The organism is Streptomyces flaveolus (assembly GCF_044765825.1).
Taxonomy (GTDB): Bacteria; Actinomycetota; Actinomycetes; order Streptomycetales; family Streptomycetaceae; genus Streptomyces; species Streptomyces flaveolus.
Genome location: NZ_JBIWKU010000007.1, coordinates 298387 through 318332, shown reverse-complemented (window position 1 = coordinate 318332; position 19946 = coordinate 298387). Strand labels below are relative to the sequence as shown.

The 19946-nt window shown below is 73.6% G+C and carries 20 protein-coding genes and 2 pseudogenes; 14 read left to right on the top strand and 8 right to left on the bottom strand.

Annotated features, from left to right (window positions below; all coding sequences use genetic code 11):
* Nucleotides 1–11 precede the first annotated feature (11 nt).
* On the top strand, nt 12–695 hold the full coding sequence (locus ACIRG6_RS23110; protein ID WP_350717798.1) for a glycerophosphodiester phosphodiesterase: 684 nt from the start codon (nt 12–14) through the stop codon (nt 693–695).
* Between the two features lie 3 nt (nt 696–698).
* On the opposite strand, the gene ACIRG6_RS23105 is transcribed toward ACIRG6_RS23110, so the two are convergent.
* Entirely contained in the window at nt 699–1238 is a 540-nt protein-coding gene (locus ACIRG6_RS23105) for a GNAT family N-acetyltransferase (protein ID WP_364678638.1), read from the bottom strand.
* A gap of 85 nt (nt 1239–1323) precedes the next feature.
* On the opposite strand from ACIRG6_RS23105, the gene ACIRG6_RS23100 reads away from it, so the two are divergent.
* Together ACIRG6_RS23100 and ACIRG6_RS23095 are read left to right on the top strand one after the other, a co-directional pair.
* Nucleotides 1324–1716, top strand: a complete 393-nt coding sequence (locus ACIRG6_RS23100) for a VOC family protein (RefSeq protein ID WP_318217455.1) — start codon at nt 1324–1326, stop codon at nt 1714–1716.
* A gap of 100 nt (nt 1717–1816) precedes the next feature.
* Nucleotides 1817–2581 carry a VOC family protein gene (locus ACIRG6_RS23095; protein ID WP_364678636.1) on the top strand — a complete coding sequence of 255 codons (765 nt, stop codon included), beginning with the start codon at nt 1817–1819 and terminating at the stop codon, nt 2579–2581.
* A gap of 26 nt (nt 2582–2607) precedes the next feature.
* On the opposite strand, the gene ACIRG6_RS23090 is transcribed toward ACIRG6_RS23095, so the two are convergent.
* Both ACIRG6_RS23090 and ACIRG6_RS23085 read right to left on the bottom strand, forming a co-directional pair.
* Nucleotides 2608–3183, bottom strand: a complete 576-nt coding sequence (locus tag ACIRG6_RS23090) for a MarR family winged helix-turn-helix transcriptional regulator (RefSeq protein WP_364678633.1) — start codon at nt 3181–3183, stop codon at nt 2608–2610.
* Nucleotides 3180–4874, bottom strand: a complete 1695-nt coding sequence (locus tag ACIRG6_RS23085; RefSeq protein WP_403324354.1) for an FUSC family protein — start codon at nt 4872–4874, stop codon at nt 3180–3182. The genes ACIRG6_RS23090 and ACIRG6_RS23085 overlap by 4 nt, the downstream gene beginning before the upstream one ends.
* 181 nt (nt 4875–5055) lie before the next feature.
* On the opposite strand from ACIRG6_RS23085, the gene ACIRG6_RS23080 reads away from it, so the two are divergent.
* From ACIRG6_RS23080 to ACIRG6_RS23060, 5 genes and pseudogenes are all read left to right on the top strand, one after another.
* Nucleotides 5056–5616 (top strand): DUF5134 domain-containing protein, encoded by a 561-nt coding sequence (locus tag ACIRG6_RS23080; RefSeq protein ID WP_403324352.1) that lies wholly within the window; start codon nt 5056–5058, stop codon nt 5614–5616.
* Nucleotides 5617–6003: 387 nt separating this feature from the next.
* Nucleotides 6004–6675, top strand: coding sequence for a phosphatase PAP2 family protein (locus ACIRG6_RS23075; RefSeq protein ID WP_364678625.1), 672 nt, complete (start codon nt 6004–6006; stop codon nt 6673–6675).
* Nucleotides 6676–6755: 80 nt separating this feature from the next.
* Nucleotides 6756–6881, top strand: a pseudogene (locus tag ACIRG6_RS23070) (hydrolase); the annotation flags it as partial.
* A 72-nt stretch (nt 6882–6953) separates the two neighbouring features.
* A pseudogene (locus tag ACIRG6_RS23065) lies at nt 6954–7370 on the top strand (erythromycin esterase family protein); the annotation flags it as partial.
* Nucleotides 7371–7619: 249 nt separating this feature from the next.
* Nucleotides 7620–8339, top strand: a complete 720-nt coding sequence (locus ACIRG6_RS23060; RefSeq protein WP_350717779.1) for a TetR/AcrR family transcriptional regulator — start codon at nt 7620–7622, stop codon at nt 8337–8339.
* On the opposite strand, the gene ACIRG6_RS23055 is transcribed toward ACIRG6_RS23060, so the two are convergent.
* On the bottom strand, nt 8327–9829 hold the full coding sequence (locus ACIRG6_RS23055; RefSeq protein ID WP_364678622.1) for an LVIVD repeat-containing protein: 1503 nt from the start codon (nt 9827–9829) through the stop codon (nt 8327–8329). The two genes, ACIRG6_RS23060 and ACIRG6_RS23055, sit on opposite strands and share 13 nt — an antisense overlap.
* A 209-nt stretch (nt 9830–10038) precedes the next feature.
* Between ACIRG6_RS23055 and ACIRG6_RS23050 the strand changes: the two genes are divergently transcribed.
* Complete coding sequence (locus ACIRG6_RS23050; protein WP_364819017.1) at nt 10039–10695, top strand: DUF305 domain-containing protein; 657 nt, start codon at nt 10039–10041, stop codon at nt 10693–10695.
* A 30-nt stretch (nt 10696–10725) separates the two neighbouring features.
* Here the strand turns inward: ACIRG6_RS23050 and ACIRG6_RS23045 are convergent, their stop codons facing one another.
* Both ACIRG6_RS23045 and ACIRG6_RS23040 read right to left on the bottom strand, forming a co-directional pair.
* Nucleotides 10726–11178: a DUF6214 family protein gene (locus ACIRG6_RS23045; protein WP_403324348.1), complete on the bottom strand. Its 453-nt coding sequence runs from the start codon at nt 11176–11178 to the stop codon at nt 10726–10728.
* A gap of 157 nt (nt 11179–11335) precedes the next feature.
* Entirely contained in the window at nt 11336–11695 is a 360-nt protein-coding gene (locus tag ACIRG6_RS23040; protein ID WP_365023720.1) for an ArsR/SmtB family transcription factor, read from the bottom strand.
* A 154-nt stretch (nt 11696–11849) separates the two neighbouring features.
* Here ACIRG6_RS23040 and ACIRG6_RS23035 point away from each other — a divergent pair, with 154 nt between their 5' ends.
* Complete coding sequence (locus ACIRG6_RS23035) at nt 11850–12929, top strand: NADH:flavin oxidoreductase/NADH oxidase (protein ID WP_365023723.1); 1080 nt, start codon at nt 11850–11852, stop codon at nt 12927–12929.
* Nucleotides 12930–12971: 42 nt separating this feature from the next.
* Here ACIRG6_RS23035 and ACIRG6_RS23030 read toward each other — a convergent pair whose 3' ends face one another.
* Nucleotides 12972–13751 carry a PaaX family transcriptional regulator C-terminal domain-containing protein gene (locus ACIRG6_RS23030; RefSeq protein ID WP_364678741.1) on the bottom strand — a complete coding sequence of 260 codons (780 nt, stop codon included), beginning with the start codon at nt 13749–13751 and terminating at the stop codon, nt 12972–12974.
* A gap of 86 nt (nt 13752–13837) precedes the next feature.
* Between ACIRG6_RS23030 and ACIRG6_RS23025 the strand changes: the two genes are divergently transcribed.
* Both ACIRG6_RS23025 and ACIRG6_RS23020 read left to right on the top strand, forming a co-directional pair.
* A complete protein-coding gene (locus ACIRG6_RS23025; protein ID WP_365023440.1) occupies nt 13838–15526 on the top strand; it encodes an acyl-CoA dehydrogenase family protein in 1689 nt (562 codons plus the stop codon).
* 81 nt (nt 15527–15607) lie between these two features.
* Nucleotides 15608–16762, top strand: coding sequence for a WD40/YVTN/BNR-like repeat-containing protein (locus tag ACIRG6_RS23020; RefSeq protein ID WP_403324345.1), 1155 nt, complete (start codon nt 15608–15610; stop codon nt 16760–16762).
* A gap of 92 nt (nt 16763–16854) precedes the next feature.
* Here ACIRG6_RS23020 and ACIRG6_RS23015 read toward each other — a convergent pair whose 3' ends face one another.
* Nucleotides 16855–17532 carry a uracil-DNA glycosylase gene (locus ACIRG6_RS23015; RefSeq protein ID WP_318217470.1) on the bottom strand — a complete coding sequence of 226 codons (678 nt, stop codon included), beginning with the start codon at nt 17530–17532 and terminating at the stop codon, nt 16855–16857.
* A gap of 154 nt (nt 17533–17686) precedes the next feature.
* On the opposite strand from ACIRG6_RS23015, the gene ACIRG6_RS23010 reads away from it, so the two are divergent.
* Together ACIRG6_RS23010 and ACIRG6_RS23005 are read left to right on the top strand one after the other, a co-directional pair.
* A complete protein-coding gene (locus tag ACIRG6_RS23010; protein WP_403324343.1) occupies nt 17687–18691 on the top strand; it encodes an N-acetylglucosamine kinase in 1005 nt (334 codons plus the stop codon).
* 137 nt (nt 18692–18828) lie between these two features.
* Entirely contained in the window at nt 18829–19752 is a 924-nt protein-coding gene (locus ACIRG6_RS23005; RefSeq protein WP_350717760.1) for a sirohydrochlorin chelatase, read from the top strand.
* Nucleotides 19753–19946 lie beyond the last annotated feature (194 nt).

Sequence of the window (19946 nt, the reverse complement as noted above, 5' to 3'; positions counted from 1 at the left end):
CGAGTCGAGCCTTGAACTTCCTCACCATCGGTCACCGCGGAATCATGGGTGTCGAACCCGAGAACACCCTGCGTTCCTTCGTCGCAGCCGAGCAGGCCGGCCTCGACGTCGTCGAACTGGACCTGCATCTGAGCAAGGACGGCGCGCTCGTCGTCATGCACGACGCGGACGTGGACCGCACCACGGACGGCACCGGCGCGATCGCCGACAAGACGCTCGAGGAGCTGCGCGCGCTGGACGCGGGCCACGGGGAGCGGGTCCCGGTCTTCGAGGAGGTGCTGGACGCCGTCTCGGTGCCGTTGCAGGCCGAGATCAAGGACGCGGCGGCGGCACGGACACTGGCCGAGGTGATGCGCCGGCGCGACCTGGTGGACCGGGTGGAGGTGATCTCGTTCCACGACGAGGCCATCGTCGAGATCGCCCGGCTCGTGCCGGGGGTGCGGACCGCCCTGGTGGCGGAGCACTACGGGCCCGAGGTGGTGGACCGGGCCGTCGCGGCCGGCGCCGCGGCCCTGTGCCTGGACATCAACCGGATCACGCTGGAGATCGTGGAGCGCGCCCGCAAGGCGGGTCTGCGGGTCTTCTCCTGGACGGTGAACACCCAGGACCATCTGCGGCTGGTGCGCGCCCTGGGACTGGACGGCGCGACGACCGACTACCCGGAGATCAAACGCACCGGCCGCTTCACGGCGTGAGTCTCAGGTCAGCGGCTTGACCAGCAGCTCGAAGCGCAGGTCGTCCCGCTGCGGGATGCCGAAGCGCTCGTCGCCGTACGGGAAGGGGGTCATCTCTCCCGTACGGCGGTAGCCGCGGCGCTCGTACCAGGCGATGAGGTCCTCGCGCACCGAGATCACGGTCATGTGCATCTCCGTCACGCCCCACACCTCGCGGGCCTGGCGTTCGGCCTCGGCGATGACCGTCTTGCCGAGTCCTTCGCCCTGGAGCGCCGGGCTGACGGCGAACATCCCGAAGTAGGCGTGCCGGCCGCGGTGCTCGAGCTGGCAGCAGGCCACGACGGCGCCGTCCCGCTCGACCGTCAGCAGGCGGCTGTCCGGCGACTTGACGACCTCCAGCACGCCCTCCGGGTCGGTGCGCTGTCCCTGGAGGATGTCCGCCTCGGTGGTCCACCCGGCCCGGCTGGACTCGCCCCGGTACGCGGACTCTATGAGCGCGACGAGCGCGTCCACGTCGGCGTCGGTGGCGTCGCGGTAGATCAGTCGGCTGGCGGCGGTGTCCATGGGGGGCGTCTCTCCGGTTCGTTCTCGGGCGTCGGGCGCGGCGCGGGCACCGATGAGCGTAACGCTCCCGTTAGGCTCCGGACGCATGGTGCATGTACTCAGCAGCCGGATCCTGCTCCGTCCCACCGACCCCGGCCGGTCCCGAGCCTTCTACGGCGAGCAGCTCGGCCTCGCCGTCCACCGCGAGTTCGGCACCGGGCCCGAGCGGGGCACCGTGTACTTCCTGGGCGGCGGTTTCCTGGAGGTCTCCGGCCGTGCCGAGGCTCCCCCGTCCCCGGCGCTCGCGCTGTGGCTCCAGGTCGAGGACGCCGCGGCGGCGGAGGCGGAGCTGCGGGCGAAGGGCGTCGAGATCGTCCGGCCGCCGGTCAAGGAGCCCTGGGGACTGGTGGAGATGTGGATCGCGGACCCGGACGGCACGCGGATCGTGCTGGTGGAGGTGCCGGCGGACCATCCGCTGCGCTACCGGCCCGGGATCTGAGCCACAGGGGGGTCCGTGCCGGATGGCCGCGGTCCCCGCCCGGCCTTAGCGTGCTGGAGGGAGGGAACGGTCTGCGGCCCGGCGGAAGGACCCCGACGCGATGAAGCTCCACGAACCGGTGACCGGCGGGCCCTGCTGGGCCGAACTGGGGACCAGTGATCTGGAAGCGGCCAAGCGGTTCTACGCGAAGCTGTTCGGCTGGCGCCCCGAGACGGACCCCCGGCAGCAGGCGGGCGGTTACACGATCGCCCGTCTCGACGGCGCCGCCGTCGCCGCGCTGACGCCCTTGTCGCAGCAGGCGCGGCCCGTCGCGTGGAACGTCTCGTTCGCCGTGGCCGACGCGGACGCCGCCGTGCGGTGGGTGACCGCGGCGGGCGGGACGGTCCCGCAGGGCCCGGTGGACGTGTTCGACGCGGGCCGTTCCGCAGTGGCCGTGGATCCGGCCGGCGCGGTGTTCCAGCTGTGGCAGGCCGGAACCTTCCCCGGCGCCGGGCTGTTCAACGCCCCCGGCTCGCTCGGCTGGGTGGAACTGCTGACCCGGGAGCCGGACCGGGCGGCGGACTTCTACACCACCGTGTTCGGCTGGAGCGTCACCGCCTCCGCGCGCTATCCGCAGTGGGCGATCGACGGCGCTGACTTCGGCGGGATGGTGACGATGGACGAGAAGTTCCCGCACGAGGTACCGGCGCACTGGCTGCCGTACTTCGCCGTGGCGGACGTGAACACCGCCGCGGTCGACACGACCGACAGCGACGGCACCGTCCTCATGGAGCCCACCTCCCTGCCCGACGGGCCGCGCATCGCGGTGCTGCGGGACCCGCAGGGCGCGATGTTCGGCGTGTACCGGGCGGGCGACGAGTACTGAGCCGGTCACGTCACCCCCGCAAGGCGTCAGATCCGCAGCGCGTCCAGGCGGCCCTCCAGCCGGCCCAGCAGCGCCCCGAGGAGCGCGGCCAGCTCGTCCAGCTCGGCCCCGTCCACGCCGGACAGGACGGCCGACTCGTAGGCGAGCTGGTCGGGCAGGATGCCGTCGACCAGGTCGCGTCCGGCGTCGGTGAGACGGACGTGGGCGACCCGGCGGTCGCGGGTGTCGCCGCGCCGCTCGACCAGAGCGCGCTCGGTCAGCTGCTTGAGGCGCTTGGTGACGGCGGCGCCGGAGGAGAAGGTCTCGCGGGCCAGCTCGCCGGGGGTCAGTTCGTGCCCGGTGCGGCGCAGCGCGCCGAGCAGGTCGAACTCGGCGCGGCTGAGACCGGCCCGGCGCAGCGGGGCGTCCTCGGCCTGCTGGAGGAGGGCGGCGCAGCGGTTGATGCGGCCGATGATCTCCATCGGGCCGGTGTCGAGGTCGGGGCGGACGGCCCGCCACTGCCGGACGACGGCGGCGACGGTGTCCCCGCCCGGTCCCTCCGGTCCCCCCGGCCCGCCGGTCGCGCTGCCCCCGGTCGCCGAGCCCCCGTCGGTTGCGGTCATGGCCGTACGTCCTCCGTCCTCGTGCCCGTGTCCCGGTCCGCACGCACTGTCTGGCGTCGCACCGTTGCGGCGAGCGTACGGTGTCCGGCCTGCTCGGCGAGCACGACCCTCTCCTGGGGCAGGGCGCGCTGCCACCATTCGCCGGCCGCGGCGTCGGCCGTGGTGCGCAGGTCGGTCAGGGCGGCGGCCAGACGGCGGCGGGCCGCTTCCAGGGCGGCGGGCGCGGGCGCGGGCTCCGCGAGGAGGCGGGCGGCGCGCTCGCGGGCGCGGTCTGCGGCGGTCACCGCCCGCTCGACGCGGTCGCCGGCGCGCCGGTTGGTGACGACGACGGCGGCGAGGAAGCCCACCAGGGCGCCGACGAGGGTGTCCACCACCCGTTCGGTGATCAGGTCGCCGGGCTCCTGGTAGCCGGCGAACTCGGTGATGAGCAGGGCCATCGGCGTCACGCAGACGCTGCCGAGCCAGTAGTTGCGGGTGATGAGGGCCTCGGCGCCGAAGTTGAGGGCGAGGCAGAACAGGACGAGGAGGATCTGCCCCAGATGGGCGAGCGGCGCGAGGGCGGCGAACAGCAGCACCCCGGCGATGTTGCCGACGACGCGCTGGACGGCCCGGCTCCAGGTCAGGGCCATGTTGGCCTGGTAGAGCGCGGCGGCGGTGACGAGCGCCCAGTAGGGGCGGCCGATGCCGAGTGCCAGGGAGGCGTATCCGGCCAGTGCGCAGCCCAGGGCGGTGCGCAGGGCGATGGGGGCGAGCGGGCCGAGCCGCTGCCACAGGGGTGCGGGGCGGGCGGCGAGTTCGGCGTCCACGCCCAGCAGTTCCTCGGTGGCCGAGGCGTCGCCGTGGTCGGCGGTGCGGGGTATGCGCCCGGTGCCGCGCAGGGCGAGTGCCCAGCCGCGCAGCCGCTCGGGGTCCGTGTCGGCCGGCGCGGCGAGCGCGACCTCGGCGCGGACGACGAGGCGTTCCAGGGCGTGCCGGCTGGTGGCGCGGGTGCCGGTGACGGGCAGGGACAGCAGGGTCTGCCAGGCGGCCTGGACGGCGGCGTACCCGGCCGCCCGGGCCGGGGCGTGGCCGTCACCGGTGCCGCGGGTGTCGGCGTACGTGGCGGCGGCGTTCAGGGCCTGCGCGGTGGCGCGGCGTTCGGGGCCGTGCGGGCGGAGCAGGGCGGGGGCCATGCCGACGAGCCAGGCCCAGGCGCCGGCCGCGGCGCCCAGTGCCAGGTGGCCGGGGATCTGGCCGAGGGTCTGCGGGACGAAGAGGGAGGCGGAGCTGATGAAGGTGAGGACCACGTTGCCCGGCGGGCCGACGCGGGTGGCGTCGCACAGCGCCTTCTGCACGGCGGCCAGGAGGGCGCCGACGGTGACGAGGACGACGGCGTTGCGGGTGAGCGAGGCGGTGACCAGGGCGACGGCGACGCCGCCGAGCATGCCGAGCACCACCCACGCCAGGGTGCGGGCCCGGGCGGCGTACGGGCGGTTGTGGGCGTAGAGCGCGCACAGGGACCCGGCCATCGTGTACATCGCGAGGTCGAGCCGGCCGAGCGCCAGCAGGATCAGATTGGGCGGGGCGATGGCGGCGACCGAGCTGAGCGCGGGTTTGAACCAGATCTCGGAGGGACGGCGCAGCCGCAGTACGCCGGTCAGGGACAGGCGGCGGCCGAGTGAGGTGCCTGGGGTGGGGGTCGCACTGCTCATGAGATTGAGTTTAACAGGTGTTTTACTCGTGAAAGATGCTCATGGAAGGAGCGCGCGCCCGTCTCCGACCTGCTCCGACCCGATGTGCTCCGCCGAATGCCCCCCGTGCACTCCCTTGCGCTCGCGTGCGCACCGCATCGCCCGGGCAGGCCTTGACCGAGCGTCGAGCGGGGAGGTGCGTGTGCACGGACCGGCATCGTCCGGCTGGCTGCTGGTCGCGCTGTGCGCGGCGACCGGGGCCTACTGCCTGCTGCGCATGCGCAGCGACGTCGAGGAGCAGCGCCGTGCGGCGGGCGGCGAGGCCCTCATGGGATTCGGCATGGCCGCCATGGCCGTGCCCGCGGCGGTGTTCACTCCCCCCGCGTGGGTGTGGCCCGCCTACGCGGTGGTCTTCGGCGGCGCCGCGCTGCGCGCCCTGTGGGCGTCCCGCTCGTCCCGGCATCATCTTCACCATCTCGTCGGGGCCGCGGCCATGGTCTACATGGCGGTGGTGATGGCGGGCTCCCCCGCGGGTGCGCAGGGGCACGGCCACGGGCACGGCGGTTCCGGGATCCCGCTGCTGACCGGAACGCTGCTGCTCTACTTCACCGGGTACGTGCTGCTGACCGGCGTACGCCTGATACCCGTCGCGGCCGTGGCGGGCGGCGGCCCGGCGGCCGGGTGGGGCGACCGGCCGGAACTGGCACGGGCCTGCCGGCTGTCGATGGGGATCGCGATGCTGGGGATGCTGCTGACGATGTGACGCCGGGCGGGCGGTCCGGCCCGTCCCGGGGTGCCGCGCGCCCTTCCGCTGCTGCCCGGCACTCCCCCGCAACTGGTCGTCACGAGCGCCGCGTTGCGCCTGCGCCGTGTCCCGGCCGCACCGGCTGACGGCTTCCCGCAGGTCCCGGTGTCCGCCGCGGTCCGCGACGAGACGCACCGTCTGCTCCCAACTCGCCGAGGAGGGCGGCGCGTTCATGCCTCTGACGGACGGCACAGGGTGGCGTGCGCACGGGGGCTGCCGGTGCGGGGCCATCCGCTCCGACCGTCCCCTCCGTCCATCCCCTCCGTCCGTCCCCGACACCCCTGCCGTACGGATCACTTGCGGACGGAGTGGCCCCCCGCCCCTCGGGTCGGCGAGTATCGCAGCATGCACTCGCCGCCCGTCGACTCCCCGCCCCGTCCGCCGCAGCCCCGCACCGTCGTCCGCACGGCCTGGGTCCTGGGCCTGTGCTCCCTGGTGCTGCTCGCCCTCGTCGCCGCCGAGTGGCGCCCGTTGACCGGCCTGGACGACGACATCGCACGGACCACGCACCGCTGGGCGGTCGACGAAACGGGCGTCACGCACGCCATGCGCATCCTCACCGACTGGGTGTGGGACCCGTGGACGATGCGCCTGTTGTGCGCACTGGTGGTGGTGTGGCTGTGGTGGCGGCGCGGGGACCGACGGACGGCCGTGTGGCTGGCGGCGACCTGTCTGCTGGGCAGCCTGCTGCAACAGCTCCTCAAGGCCGCGGTGGACCGTCCGCGCCCCGTCTGGCCCGACCCCGTGGACTCCGCGCACTACGCGGCCTTTCCGTCGGGCCACGCCATGACCGCCACCTTCGTGTGCGGCCTCCTGGTGTGGCTGCTCCACCACCACGGCGCCCCCCGCGGTCCGCGCCTGACCGCACTGGCAGCGGCGGTGATCTCCGTGGCCGGCGTCGGCGTGACCCGGGTGTGGCTGGGCGTCCACTGGACGACGGACGTCGTCGCCGGCTGGCTCCTGGGCGCGCTGGTGGTGGCCCTCGCGGTACTCGCCCACGGGCGGTGGGTGCGGTGAGCACCGTGGCGGCACGCTCGCGCGGTGCTGCCCCGTAGGATCCGCCCATGGCTGCCGTCCTGTTCGACTTCTCCGGGACCCTCGGCGACGACCGGCGGGCGGACGGCGGCGCGGCCGCCCTCGGATGCGGCGTGCACTTCGTGGACCATCTGCCGGTGACCGAGCGGCCGGACGCGCTGCGGGCGGTGCTGGACCTGGTGCGCTGATCCGCCCGAGGTCTCATCCGCGCCCGCGCAGGTACGCGTCCGGCTCGGCGGCCCCGGTCGGCATCGCCCGCCCGCGGGCGGAGAGCCGGGCGTGCCGGTCGCCCGGCGCGCCCTCCTGCGGCTCCAGCCCGCCGGCCGCCCGCACCTGGGCGATCGGTCGACGGCCCCTTGGAGATCACGGCCGCCGCGAGTCCGCGGCAGGCCCTCACCGCGCTCCACGGCTACCTCGCGGCCCGGATGGACGCCGGCCTGCTCTCCTGCGCCGGGGAGACCCTCGACCGCCTGCTCGGCGCCGACGAGCCGTGGACCGGTCCCGCCGCGACGACGGGCCCGGCCCGGTCCGTGGGGCGGTCGGCCGAGGCCGCCCGGCTGTGGCTGCCGGCCGACGACCTGGTGGCGCTGCTCGACACGCAGGCGCCGCAGCTGAGCACGGCGGACCCGCGGGACGACTGGGACCGGGCGTGCCTGTCCGCCCGGACGGCGACCGGCCCGGCCCACCTGGCGGGCAGCGACGGCATCGTGTTCGTCGAGGACGTCCCGCAGAAGTGAGGCCGCGGTGACGCGTCGGCCGCCCGGACCACCAGGGCCGTAGCCCGAAGCAACCATCGGTGCGTTCGCCCGTCCCGGGCGATCCCCCGTGTCGCCCGGGACAGACGGTAGCCGGACGGACCCCACCGGGGGCCGGTCCGCCTGCGCTGAGTATAGTTGGCTGCCAGCCAGTCAACGCAGGAGTACAGCATGTCCCCGCGCAGCGCCTCGGTCAATGAAGAGTTGCGGAGGCGTTCGCAGGAGCGGCTCCTGCAGGCCGCTGTGGAGCTGGTCGGTGAGCACGGGTACGACGCGACCACGCTCGGCGACATCGCCGACCGGGCGGGGTCGGCACGCGGTCTGGTCTCGTACTACTTCCCCGGCAAACGCCAGCTGGTGCAGTCCGCGGTGCACCGGCTGATGCACCGCACGCTGGAGGAGGCCCTGGAGCGCGAGCCGCGCACCGATGAGGGCCCGGAGCGGATGGCGCGGGCCATCGACGCGATCCTGGGACTCGCCCGGGACAGGCCGGTGCTCATGCGCCAGCACATGGCCGGCCTGCTCCAGGCCGAGGTGGGCTTCGTGCCCTGCGCCGAGCAGCGGCGGCTGGCCGAACTGCTGCGGGACACCGTGGCCCGGCACGGCTCCCGGGACGTCGACAACGACTATCCGATGCTGCGGGCGCTGCTGATGGGCGCCGTCTTCGCGGCTCTGGTGCCCGGGGTGCCGATGCCCGTGCCGGTGCTGCGCGCCGAGTTGTTCAAGCGCTACCGGCTGGACTGGGAACTGGGTGTCCCGCCGGACGCGGAGGCGCCCGACGGGACGTGCGACACGGATCTGTCGCGGTTCTTCGCGACCGGCGCGGCACCAGGGTGCCCGCCGCCGGCCGGTCCGGCGGAACGGATGGAGCCGACGGATCAGTCGAAGTAGTCCGGCTGCGTCTGCACGTTGAGCTCACGCAGGTGGACCCGCTTGGCCGGGTCCGTGCGCCGGTCGCTGAGCTTCAGGACGTCGAAGCCCTTGGCGATGTCGTTCGAGTAGATGTAGCCGTTGTAGTAGTACGCCGACCAGGCACCGCCCGTGACGAGCGATTCGGTGCTCAGCGGGCCGCGCTCGAAGTAGGCGATCTCCTTCGGACGCGAGGAGTCGGTGAAGTCCCACACGGAGACGCCGCCCTGGTACCAGGCCTGGACCATGAGGTCCTTGCCCTTGACCGGGATCAGCGAGCCGTTGTGGGCCACGCAGTTCTCGGTGTCCGCCTGGTGGCGGGGGATCTTGAAGTAACTGCGGAAGACCAGCTTGCGGTGGTCACCCTTGCCGACGATGTCGTAGATGCCGTCGGCGCCGCGGTTCGGGCCGATCTCCGCGTTGCAGGTGGGCGCGCCGCCGCCGCCCAGCTCGTCGGTGAAGACGACCTTGTTCGCCTGCTGGTTGAAGGTCGCCGAGTGCCAGAACGCGAAGTTGACGTTGTCCTGGACCCGGTCGATGACCTTCGGGTGCTCGGGGTCCTCGATGGAGAACAGGATGCCGTCGCCCATGCAGGCGCCCGCGGCCAGGTCCTTCGAGGGCAGGACCGTCAGGTCGTGGCAGCCGGTGGTCTTGGAGACGCCCGGGTTGGTGGGTCCGCCCGGGTTGCCGCCGCCGTCGGGGCCCTCACCGGGGAACAGCACCGGGAAGTTGACGACCGCCGCCCGCTCGGGGGCGTTGCGCGGCACCTTGATGACCGAGATGCCGTCGTGCGGCGGCTGGCAGTCGGGGTAGGCGGCGTTGGGCGAGTACGAGGAGACGTAGACGTAGACGTTCTTGCGCTCGGGCACCAGCGTGTGGGTGTGCGAGCCGCAGGCGGTCTCGACGGCGGCGACGTACTTCGGGTTGCGCTTGTCGCTGATGTCGAAGACCTTCATGCCCTCCCAGGAGGACTTCTCCGTCGCGGGCTGGGTGGTGCTGTTGCAACTGCTGTCGCTGCGCGAGGAGTCGGTCGACAGGAACAGCAGGTCACCGGAGACGGAGACGTCGTTCTGCGAGCCCGGGCAGAGGACCTGGGCGACGGTCTTCGGCTTCTTCGGGTTGCTGATGTCGAAGATGCGGAAGCCGTCGTAGTTGCCGGCGAAGGCGTAGTCGCCCTGGAAGGCCAGGTCGGAGTTGGTGCCGGGCAGCGCGTCCTTGGGGATGTTGGTCAGGTGCTGGATGTTGTCCGAGTGGACGATCTCGTCCTGGCCGGGTATCTCGCCGCTCGCGATGGCCTCGCGCGCCTCGGCGCGAGCACTCGAGGAGACGCCCTTCGACGTGGCCGGGCCGTCCCCCGGGTCGGGGGTCGCCGCGGCCGGGACGGCCGTGAGCAGCGCGGCCATGAGTCCGGCGGCGGCTGCCGCGACTCCCATTCGTCTGCGCCGTGTTCGCGGCTCGCTCAACAGGATCACTGTTTCCTCCCTACGTCCGTTCCCGTTGGAACGGTTCACGCATCCCCGCAGTATCGTCTTCACCATGCACATATCAACAGGGGGCAACAAACACGTAATGAAGTTTTCTGCTCGGTAAGGCGCGGAAGCGTGCTAGGACGGTCATCGCACTCACGAGGTGTTCCGTGCCCCACCCGCAGAGGGGACACCCCCGGCCACAGGAGGTTGCCGTGCCTTTCCGTCCCGCGTCGATCCGCGCGTCGCTCGTCACGGCGTCGCTGACCGCACTGGCCGTCCTCGGGCTCGGGGCCTGCGACTCCGCTCCGGACGCCAAGTCGGCGGCGGCGGCCGGGCCTTCGGTGATCGTTCCGGGCGGGCCCGGCGAGGCCAACCGGACACTCTCGGCCGAGGAGGCGGAGCGGCAGCGCACCGACGACGACTCCCCCAACTCGGCGGACGTCGCCTACGCGCGGATGATGATCCAGCACCACGCCCAGGCGCTGGAGATGACCGAACTCGCGCCCGAGCACGCAGAGTCGAAGCAGGTGAAGAAGCTCGCCGAACGGATCGCCGCCGCACAGGGCCCGGAGATCACGGCGATGAAGGGCTGGCTGAAGTCCCACGGCCGGCAGGAGACGGGCGGCGGGCACGACCACGCCACGATGCCGGGGATGGCGACCGAGGCTCAGCTCGGGACGTTGCGCGCGGCGGACGGCAAGGCCTTCGACCAGCTCTTCCTCACGCTGATGATCACCCATCACGAGGGTGCGATCAGCATGGCCACGGACGTGAAGGCGCAGGGCAACAACGTGCAGATCGAGGAGATGGCCGACGACGTGGTCGCCCAGCAGACGAGCGAGATCTCGCGGATGCGCGGGATGCTCTGACCGGTCTTCGGCAGCGTCCCGCCGGGCGGGTCAGCGCCGTGCGCGGCGAGGGGTCAGGAGGCCGTCGTCGCGGGCCTGGCCGATCAGCCTGAGCGACCTGCGCCGGCCGTACCCGGTCGCGCGCATCACCGCGAGGACCGGGTCGGCGCCCTCCTCCCGGGCCGCCCGGTACTCCTGTGCGGCGAGCCGGCGCTCCGCACTGCCGTGCGGCCCGGCGGGACGGGCCCGCCGCGAGGCCGTGGCAGCCTCCGCGGAGGGCCGCACACAGGCCTCGAAGAGCGGATTCTCCAGCCACTCGGCGAGCACGGACAGGTCGTCGAGGGACAGGGCCGGCTCCGCCCGCACGTCCTCGACCCGGACGCCGTCCCCGCAGAGCACGGCGAGCGCGTCGATGCGCGCGCCGTCGGGGAACGTCCACCGGACGTCGAACCACGACGTGGTCGTGTCTCCCTCCCGCACGGCCCATGTGTGCCGTACGGACACCTCACTGTCGTCCGGGCAGCGATCGGAAAGCTGAAGAGAACGATCAACAAAGGATGCTTCGAGCACGTCCGCAACGTAACCGCACGATCAGATTCCGTACGAACGACACACTCGCCCGCCCCCTCGGGGGGCACCCCGTCAGCGCATCGGCGCGCGGTCAGCCGGTGCCGAGGCGGGCGGCCTGGCGGTCGGCCGCGGCCAGCAGGGCGTCGAGGAGTCCCGGGAAGAGGGTGTCCAGGTCGTCCCGGCGCAGCCCGTTCATCTTGGCCGTGCCCCGGTAGATCTGCCGGATCACCCCGCTCTCGCGCAGCACCCGGAAGTGGTGGGTGGTGGTCGACTTGGTGACGGGCAGGTCGAAGTACGAACAGGAGTAGAGCTCGTCGCTGCCGGCGGCGAGATCCCGCACGATCCGCAGCCGCATCGGATCGGACAGGGCGTGCAGCACGCCCTCCAGCCGGATCTCCGCGCGCGCCGGATGCGGCAGATCACGGCTGCTGACGGCGGTGGCGGGGGTCACGGCGGCTCCAGTTCGTCCGGGAGGTCCCACCGCTCGGGAGCGATGCGGAAGGGGGGTTCCCATTGTACGAGAACTGCCGTAGTTTGACATCCGCCGTACTACGAGGGTTACCGTACGAGTCGTTCCCCGCCCCGCGACAGATGGAGCAGCCCCCATGAGCGCCCTCTTCCAGCCCCTGAAGCTGCGCGACGTCACCATTGCCCACCGGGTGTGGATGCCTCCGATGTGCCAGTACTCGGCCGAGCCGGTGGGTCCGTCGGCGGGCGTTCCGGGCGACTGGCACTTCGCGCACTACGGCGCACGCGCGACGGGCGGCACCGCCCTGATCGTCGTCGAGGCCACGGCCGTGTCGCCGGAGGGGCGCATCTCCCCGCAGGACCTCGGTCTGTGGAACGACACCCAGGCCGAGGCGTTCCGCCGGATCACGGGCTTCCTCCGCGCGCACGGCACGGTTCCCGCGGTCCAGCTGGCGCACGCCGGCCGCAAGGCGTCGACCGACCGGCCCTGGAAGGGCGGGGCGCCGGTGGGCACGGACGCGCACGGCTGGCAGCCGCTGGCGCCCAGCGCGCTGCCCTTCGACGAGCGGCACCCGGTGCCGACCGAGCTGACGGCCGGGCAGATCCAGGAGATCGTGGGCCGGTTCGCGGACGCCGCCCGCCGCGCCCTGGCGGCCGGGTTCGAGATCGTCGAGATCCACGGCGCCCACGGATACCTGATCCACGAGTTCCTCTCCCCGCACTCCAACCACCGCACCGACGGCTACGGCGGCTCCTACGAGAACCGCACCCGGTTCGCCCTCGAGGTGGTCGACGCCGTCCGCGAGGTGTGGCCCGAGGACAAGCCGCTGTTCTTCCGCGTCTCCGCGACCGACTGGCTGGACGAGGGCGGCTGGACGCCGGACGAGACCGTCCGCTTCGCCCGTGACCTCCAGGCCCACGGCGTCGACCTCCTCGACGTGTCGACCGGCGGCAACGCCGCCGGGGTGCGCATCCCGACCGGGCCCGGCTACCAGGTTCCGTTCGCCGCGCGCGTGAAGGCGGAGACGTCGCTGCCGGTCGCCGCCGTCGGTCTGATCACCGACGTCGAGCAGGCGGAGAAGATCCTGGCCAACGGCGAGGCCGACGCGGTACTGCTGGGCCGCGAACTGCTGCGCGACCCGTCGTGGGCGCAGCGGGCGGCGCGGGAACTGGACGGCGGGGCCCGGGTGCCGGACCAGTACGGCTGGGCCGTGTGAGCCGGCCGCGCAGGGCCTGAGGGGACGACGGCCTGCCCGGTACTACGAGTGACCGGGCGATTCTGCCGGCCGGGTCCGGGCGTCGTCCGTCCGGATGCGGCCGGCCTGCTCGCGCTGGTAGTCCGTGTACGCGTCGCGCAGGGCCGCGCCCGGCCAGTCGGACGGCAGGAGCTCCGGGGGCAGGACCGGGTCGGCGAGCAGATGGCGCACGACAGCCGCGAAGGCGGTGAGCCGGTCGGCCGGCCGCCGCGCCCCGTCGACGTGGGCGAGCAGCGCCCGGGCCGTCGCGGACCAGGCGTCCAGCGGCCACAGGTCCGCGGCCAGCCCGCCGGCCGCCCGCTCGGGGCGGGCGGTGCAGCGCTCGGCCACCGCGTCGAGGTCGCCGGGCAGCGGGCGGCTCAGGTTGGCGGGGCGCAGCCACACGCCCTCGCGGAGTTCGGCGAGGCGCAGGCCGGCCAGCCGGGTGCGCAGTTCGGCGCGTTCGGCGGGGCCGCGCCCGGTCGCGGTGATCACGACCAACTCCCAGTCGCCGTCCCACGCGCGCGTGTGCGGACGTACGGCCTCGTCCTGGCGTCGCTGCCGCTCCAGCAGCCGCTCGCTGAGGCGGTAACCGGTGTCCGTGCGCCGCAGGTCGCCGGCGTTCACCATCCGGCTGAGCGCCGCCCGCACGGTGGATCCGCCGACGTCGAAGCGCTCCACGAGCCGCACCAGGTCCCTCACCGGCAGTTCGGCCGGGTGGGTACCGAGCAGCAGGCTCAGCACGACGGACCGCGCGGACAGCGGGCGCAGCGCGGGCTCGCCCGGGGGCGCGGGGTCGTTCATCCGCAGGGACACGGCACGTACTGTACGTGCGCGTTCCGCGTGTTGCACTATTGCTGCGGTTGTAGAAATAGTGCAACACTCGCCGTATGACGACACGCGCGCAGGAGCGGTACGAGTACCGGGGAACCGCGGACCGGCCCGAGGGGTACGCCACGCACGACGTCACCAACCAGCCCCCTCCCGCGGCCCCGTACGACGCGTCCGAGGACGCGGCCCTGCTGGAGGGGCTGCGGCGGGAGGGCGCGGGGTGGGCCGAGGAGGCGCTGCGGCGGCTCGGTCCCCGGGCCGGCAGCGCCCAGGCACAGGAGTGGGGCGAGCTGGCCAATCGGCACGAGCCCGTGCTGCACACCCACGACCGGTACGGGAACCGGATCGACGAGGTCGAGTACCACCCGAGCTGGCACCACCTGATGAGCGTGGCGGTCGGCGAGGGCCTGGCCGCCTCGCCCTGGGCGGACGACCGGCCGGGCGCCCATGTGGCGCGGACCGCGGGCGGACTCGTCTGGGGGCACACCGAGGCGGGGCACGGCTGTCCGACGTCCATGACGTACGCGGCCGTCCCGGCGCTGCGCCGGCAGCCGGAGCTCGCGAAGGTCTACGAGCCGCTGCTGACCAGCCGGGAGTACGAGCCGGGACTGCGCACGCCCACGGAGAAGCGGGGGCTGCTGGCCGGCATGGGGATGACCGAGAAGCAGGGCGGCTCGGACGTCCGGACCAACACCACCGCGGCCACCCCGACCGCCGAACCCGGCGTCTACACGCTGCGCGGGCACAAGTGGTTCACCTCGGCGCCGATGTGCGACGTGTTCCTGGTGCTGGCCCAGGCGCCCGGCGGGCTCTCCTGCTTCCTGGTGCCGCGGGTCCTGCCCGACGGCACCCGCAACACCTTCCGCATCCAGCGGCTGAAGGACAAGCTCGGCAACCGGTCCAACGCCTCCTCGGAACCGGAGTTCGACGGGACGGTCGCCTGGCTGGTGGGGCCCGAGGGGCAGGGCGTCAAGACGATCATCGAGATGGTCAACTGCACCCGGCTCGACTGCGTGATGGCATCGGCGACGCTGATGCGCAAGACGCTGGTCGAGGCCGGTCACCACGTACGGCACCGCAGCGCGTTCGGCGCCCGGCTGATCGACCAGCCTCTGATGCGCAACGTCCTGGCCGATCTGGCGCTGGAGTCGGAGGCGGCGACGACGCTCACCCTGCGGCTGGCCGGCGCCGCCGACCGGGCCGTGCGCGGGGACGCCGGGGAGGCGGCCTTCCGGCGGATCGCCACCGCCGTCGGCAAGTACTGGGTGACCAAGCGGGGCCCGGCGTTCACCGCGGAGGCCCTGGAGTGCCTGGGCGGCAACGGCTACGTGGAGGAGTCGGGCATGCCCCGGCACTACCGGGAGGCGCCGCTGCTGTCGATCTGGGAGGGCTCGGGGAACGTGAACGCCCTCGACGTCCTGCGGGCGCTCGGCCGCTCGCCGGAGACCACGCACGCCCTCTTCGGGGAACTGGCCCTCGCGCGCGGGGCGGACGCCCGGCTGGACGCGGCCGTGGCCCGGCTGGAGACGGGGCTGACCACGGCGTCCGAGACCAGCGCCCGCCGCCTGGTGGAGCTGATGGCCCTCACCCTCCAGGCGTCCCTCCTGGTCCGGCACGCCCCGCCCGCCGTCGCCGACGCCTTCTGCGCCAGCCGGCTGGGCGGCGACTGGGGGCACGCCTTCGGCACGCTGCCGGAGGGGGCCGACCTCGGCGGCATCCTCGGGCGGGCACTGCCGGGCGAAGGGTGAGCGGCGGGCTCGCGGGCACTTCGCCGGGCCCGACACCACCGCGGTGACCTGCGGCGGAGGCCCTTGGGGAGGTGACTGTCAGTGGTGGGGTGCAGACTGGCCGGTGTCCGAGACAAAGGCGTCAATGACGACGCCGCGGAGGTGATCGGCATGACCGAGGTACTGCTCGCCGTGGGCACCCGCAAGGGCCTGTTCATCGGGCGCCGGCGCGGTGGCACCTGGGAGTTCGACGCGAGTCCCTACTTCACCGCACAGGCCGTCTACTCGGTCGCCGTCGACACCCGCGGCGACACCCCGCGGCTGCTGGCCGGCGGCGACAGCTCGCACTGGGGCCCGTCGGTGTTCCACTCCGACGACCTGGGCCGGACCTGGACGGAACCGGCCCGGCCTGCCGTCAAGTTCCCGCAGGACACGGGTGCCTCGCTGGAGCGGGTCTGGCAGCTCCACCCGGCCGCCGCGGAACCGGACGTGGTGTACGCGGGCACGGAACCGGCCGCGCTGTACCGCTCGGAGGACCGCGGGGAGAGCTTCGAGCTGGTCCGCCCCCTGTGGGAGCACCCCACGCGGTCGCGGTGGGTGCCGGGCGGCGGCGGTGAGGGGCTGCACACCGTGCTCACCGACCGGCGCGACCCCCGGGCGGTGACGGTCGCGGTCTCGACCGCGGGCGTCTTCCGCACCACCGACGGCGGCGCGAGCTGGGCGCCGTCCAACTCGGGTGTCTCCGCGGTGTTCCTGCCGGACCCGGACCCGGAGTTCGGCCAGTGCGTGCACAAGGTCGCGCGGGACGCGGCCACCCCGGACCGGCTGTATCTGCAGAACCACTGGGGGGTGTACCGCAGCGACGACGCGGGCGCCCACTGGACGGACATCGGCGAGGGGCTGCCGTCCACGTTCGGTTTCGCGGTGGCCGCCCACCCGCACCGCGGTGACACCGCGTACGTGTTCCCGATCAACGCCGACTCGGACCGGGTCCCGGCCGGCCGCCGCTGCCGGGTGTTCCGCACAGCCGACGCGGGCAAGAGCTGGGAGCCGCTGACGGCGGGGCTGCCGCAGGAGGACCACTACGGCACGGTGCTGCGCGACGCGATGAGCACCGACGACGCGGAGCAGGCCGGCGTGTACTTCGGCAACCGCAACGGCGAGGTGTTCGCCTCGGCCGACGACGGCGACAGCTGGCGGCAGCTCGCCTCCCACCTGCCGGACGTCCTGTGCGTCCGGGCCGCAGTGGTCGGCTGACCCGCCGCCACCGGTCGGACGGCGTCACCCGCGCGGCAGGGTGATGCCGGCGCACCACGCCCACGCCGGTCGGGCCGTCGCGGGGGCGCGCCCTAGGGCAGTCGCCAGTCCACCGGCTCGGCTCCCTGCTGCGCCAGCAGGTCGTTGGCCCGGCTGAACGGACGGGAGCCGAAGAACCCCCGGTCCGCGGACATCGGCGAGGGATGCGCCGACTCGATCGCCGGACAGCCCTCGAGCAGGGGACGCAGATTGCGCGCGTCGCGTCCCCACAGGATGGACACCAGCGGCTTGCCGCGGGCGGCGAGGGCACGGATGGCCTGCTCCGTGACCTCCTCCCAGCCCTTGCCGCGATGCGCTCCCGGCTTGCGCGGGGCCGTGGTCAGCGCCCGGTTCAGCAGCAGCACACCCTGGCGGGTCCACGGGGTCAGATCGCCGTTGGAGGGCCGGGGAAGGCCCAGGTCCGTGTGCATCTCCCGGTAGATGTTCTCCAGGCTGCCCGGCAGTGACCGCACCTCCGGCGAGACCGCGAAGCTCAGGCCGATCGCCATTCCCGGTGTGGGATAGGGGTCCTGACCGACGATCAGGACCCGTACGTCGTCGAAGGGTTGCTGGAACGCCCGCAGGACATTCGCCCCCGACGGGAGATACGTCCGGCCCGCCGCCACCTCCGCGCGCAGGAAGTCCCCCATGCCCGCGATACGTCCGGCGACCGGGTCGAGGGCCTTCGCCCAGCCGGCTTCAACAAGTTCATGCAACGGTCGTGGTGCCACGCTGCGTCACTCTACTGGCCGACACCGACAGACCGTACCGGCGGACCGGCCCCCGGGGGTCCACCGCGTCACCGGGCGCTACTCTTCCTCCTCATCAGTGTCGGCCGGCGGTCGGAGCGCCTGCCCGGCCGGTCAGCGGGGAGGGAGATACGCAGTGCGTCCTGTGCCCCACGCGGCCGCCGGTGCCGGTTTCCTGGCCGTGGACTCCGGTGGTTCCGGGCTCCGTGCCGTCGTCGGCACCGTCGGCGAGGGCGGGCGCGGTCCGCTGGGACGGCGGGCGTCGCGGGAGCCCGTACGTACCGGGACACGCGGCATCGATCCCGGACATCTGCTGGAACAACTGGTGCCCATGGCCCGGGCGCTGACCGAAGAGACCGGCGTGGACCGCGTCGGCACCGTCGTGGTCGGGGCCGCCGGGCTCGCCACCCTGGGCGACGCCCTGCGCGCCGAACTGCCGGGCGCCCTGGGCCGGGAGCTGGGTGTGCGGACGGTCGCGCTCGTCGCCGACGCCGTCACCGCCTACGTGGGCGCCCTCGGCCCCCGCCCCGGAGCCGTGGTGGCCGCCGGCACGGGTCTGATCGCGATCGGCACCGACCTGACCCGCTGGCGCCGGGCGGACGGCTGGGGGCATCTGCTCGGCGACTGCGGCGGCGGCGCCTGGATCGGGCGGGCCGGTCTGGAGGCGGCGTTGCGCGCCCACGACGGGCGAGAGGACGGTTCCGCCGCGCTGCTGGCCCGCGCCGAGGAGCGGTTCGGGCCGGTCGCAGGCCTGCCGGCGGCGCTGTATCCGCGCCCCGACCGTCCGGCGGTCCTCGCCTCCTTCGCGCCCGAGGTGGCCGCCTGCGCGGACGGCGACCCCGTCGCCCGGGGCATCCTGCGCGCCGCCGCCCGGCACATGGCCGACTCGGCCGCCGCGGTCTGCCCGCCGCGGGGCGAGCCCCGGATCGCGGTCACCGGCGGCCTGCTGAAGATGGGCGATCCTCTCGTCGTACCGCTTCGGGAGGAGCTGGAGAAGCGGCTGCCGCACGCACGGCGGGTGGCGGCCGAGGGCGATCCGCTGGACGGTTCCGTGCGCATCGCGACCGCTCTGGCGACGGGTTCTCTCACCCTTCCGGGTGAGGAACGGATGCTGTTCACGACGACGGTGCCGGGCGGCTGACAACCGTCCCCCGGAGAGGGGAATCGTACCGATGTCGTCCGATCCGTACATCACTCATCAGACAAAACCGGACGGATACCGCTCACCTGCACCCTCCCCGAACAGGGAAGCCCAGGAAACCAGTAACATGCGGCGCCATGAGCTCCCCCACTGGGCCCGCGTCCGGCCTGCCAGTACGAATGCCGCGCCCCCGCCAGCCCGGGCGGCACCGCCGACCCGAGCCCCTGGTGGCTCCCGAGGGCGCGCCCGCGCTCGTCCTCGCGGTGCCGGGCACGCCCAGTAGCGCCACCCGGGGCCTCGCCGACGAGATCGTGAGCATCGCCCGCTCCGAGCTGCCCGGCATCGACGCCCGCATCGGATACCTCGACGGTGACGACGAGGAGTTCCTGTCGCTGTCGGCCGTGCTGGTGCGGGCCGGGGAGGAGCGCACGGCCCGCTACGAGCAGGCACGCGCCGCCGGCCTCGACGTGAAGGAGCCCGAGGGCCCCGTCGCCGTCGTCGTGCCGCTGCTGGCCGGTCCGGACGGTGCGCTGCTGCGCCGGATCCGGCAGGCGGTCATGGACAGCCGGATCGCGGCCGAGCTGACCGACGTGCTCGGCCCGCACCCGCTGCTGGCCGAGGCGCTGCACGTGCGGCTCTCCGAGGCCGGTCTGGCCCGCGCCGACCGGGCGCGCCTGTTCACCGTGGCGACCGCCGCGGACGGCATCATCCTCGCCTCCGTCGGCGGCGACGAGGCCGTGCAGGCGGCCGGGATCACGGGCATGCTGCTGGCCGCGCGCCTCGCCGTGCCGGTGATGGCGGCGGCGCTGGACCAGGAGGGCTCGATCGCGTCCGTGGCCGAGCAGCTTCGCTCCTCGGGCTCGCAGCAGCTCGCGCTGGCGCCGTACCTGGTCGGGCCGGAGATCGACGCGGCCCTGCTGGAGGAGGCGGCGAGGGAGGCGGGCTGCTCCACCGCCGAGCCGCTCGGCCCGTACCCGGCGATCGGCAAGCTGACGCTGGCCAAGTACACGACGGCGCTGGGCATCTCGCCGCAGCAGCCGCAGGGCACGCCGGTCCGCTAGGGCCTGTCGTCCGGATCAGGCCGGCTGAGTGCGACGGCGCGTCTCGGCTGCCCGAGCGGCGTGCCACACCCCGCGACCAGCGTGATCCAAACGGCAGACCCCGGGCGCACGGCACCCGCAGGACCACGGCACGTACGGCCGAAAGGGCCCGCTCCGTACGGGAGCGGGCCCTTCGCCGTGCCGTGCTGCGGCGG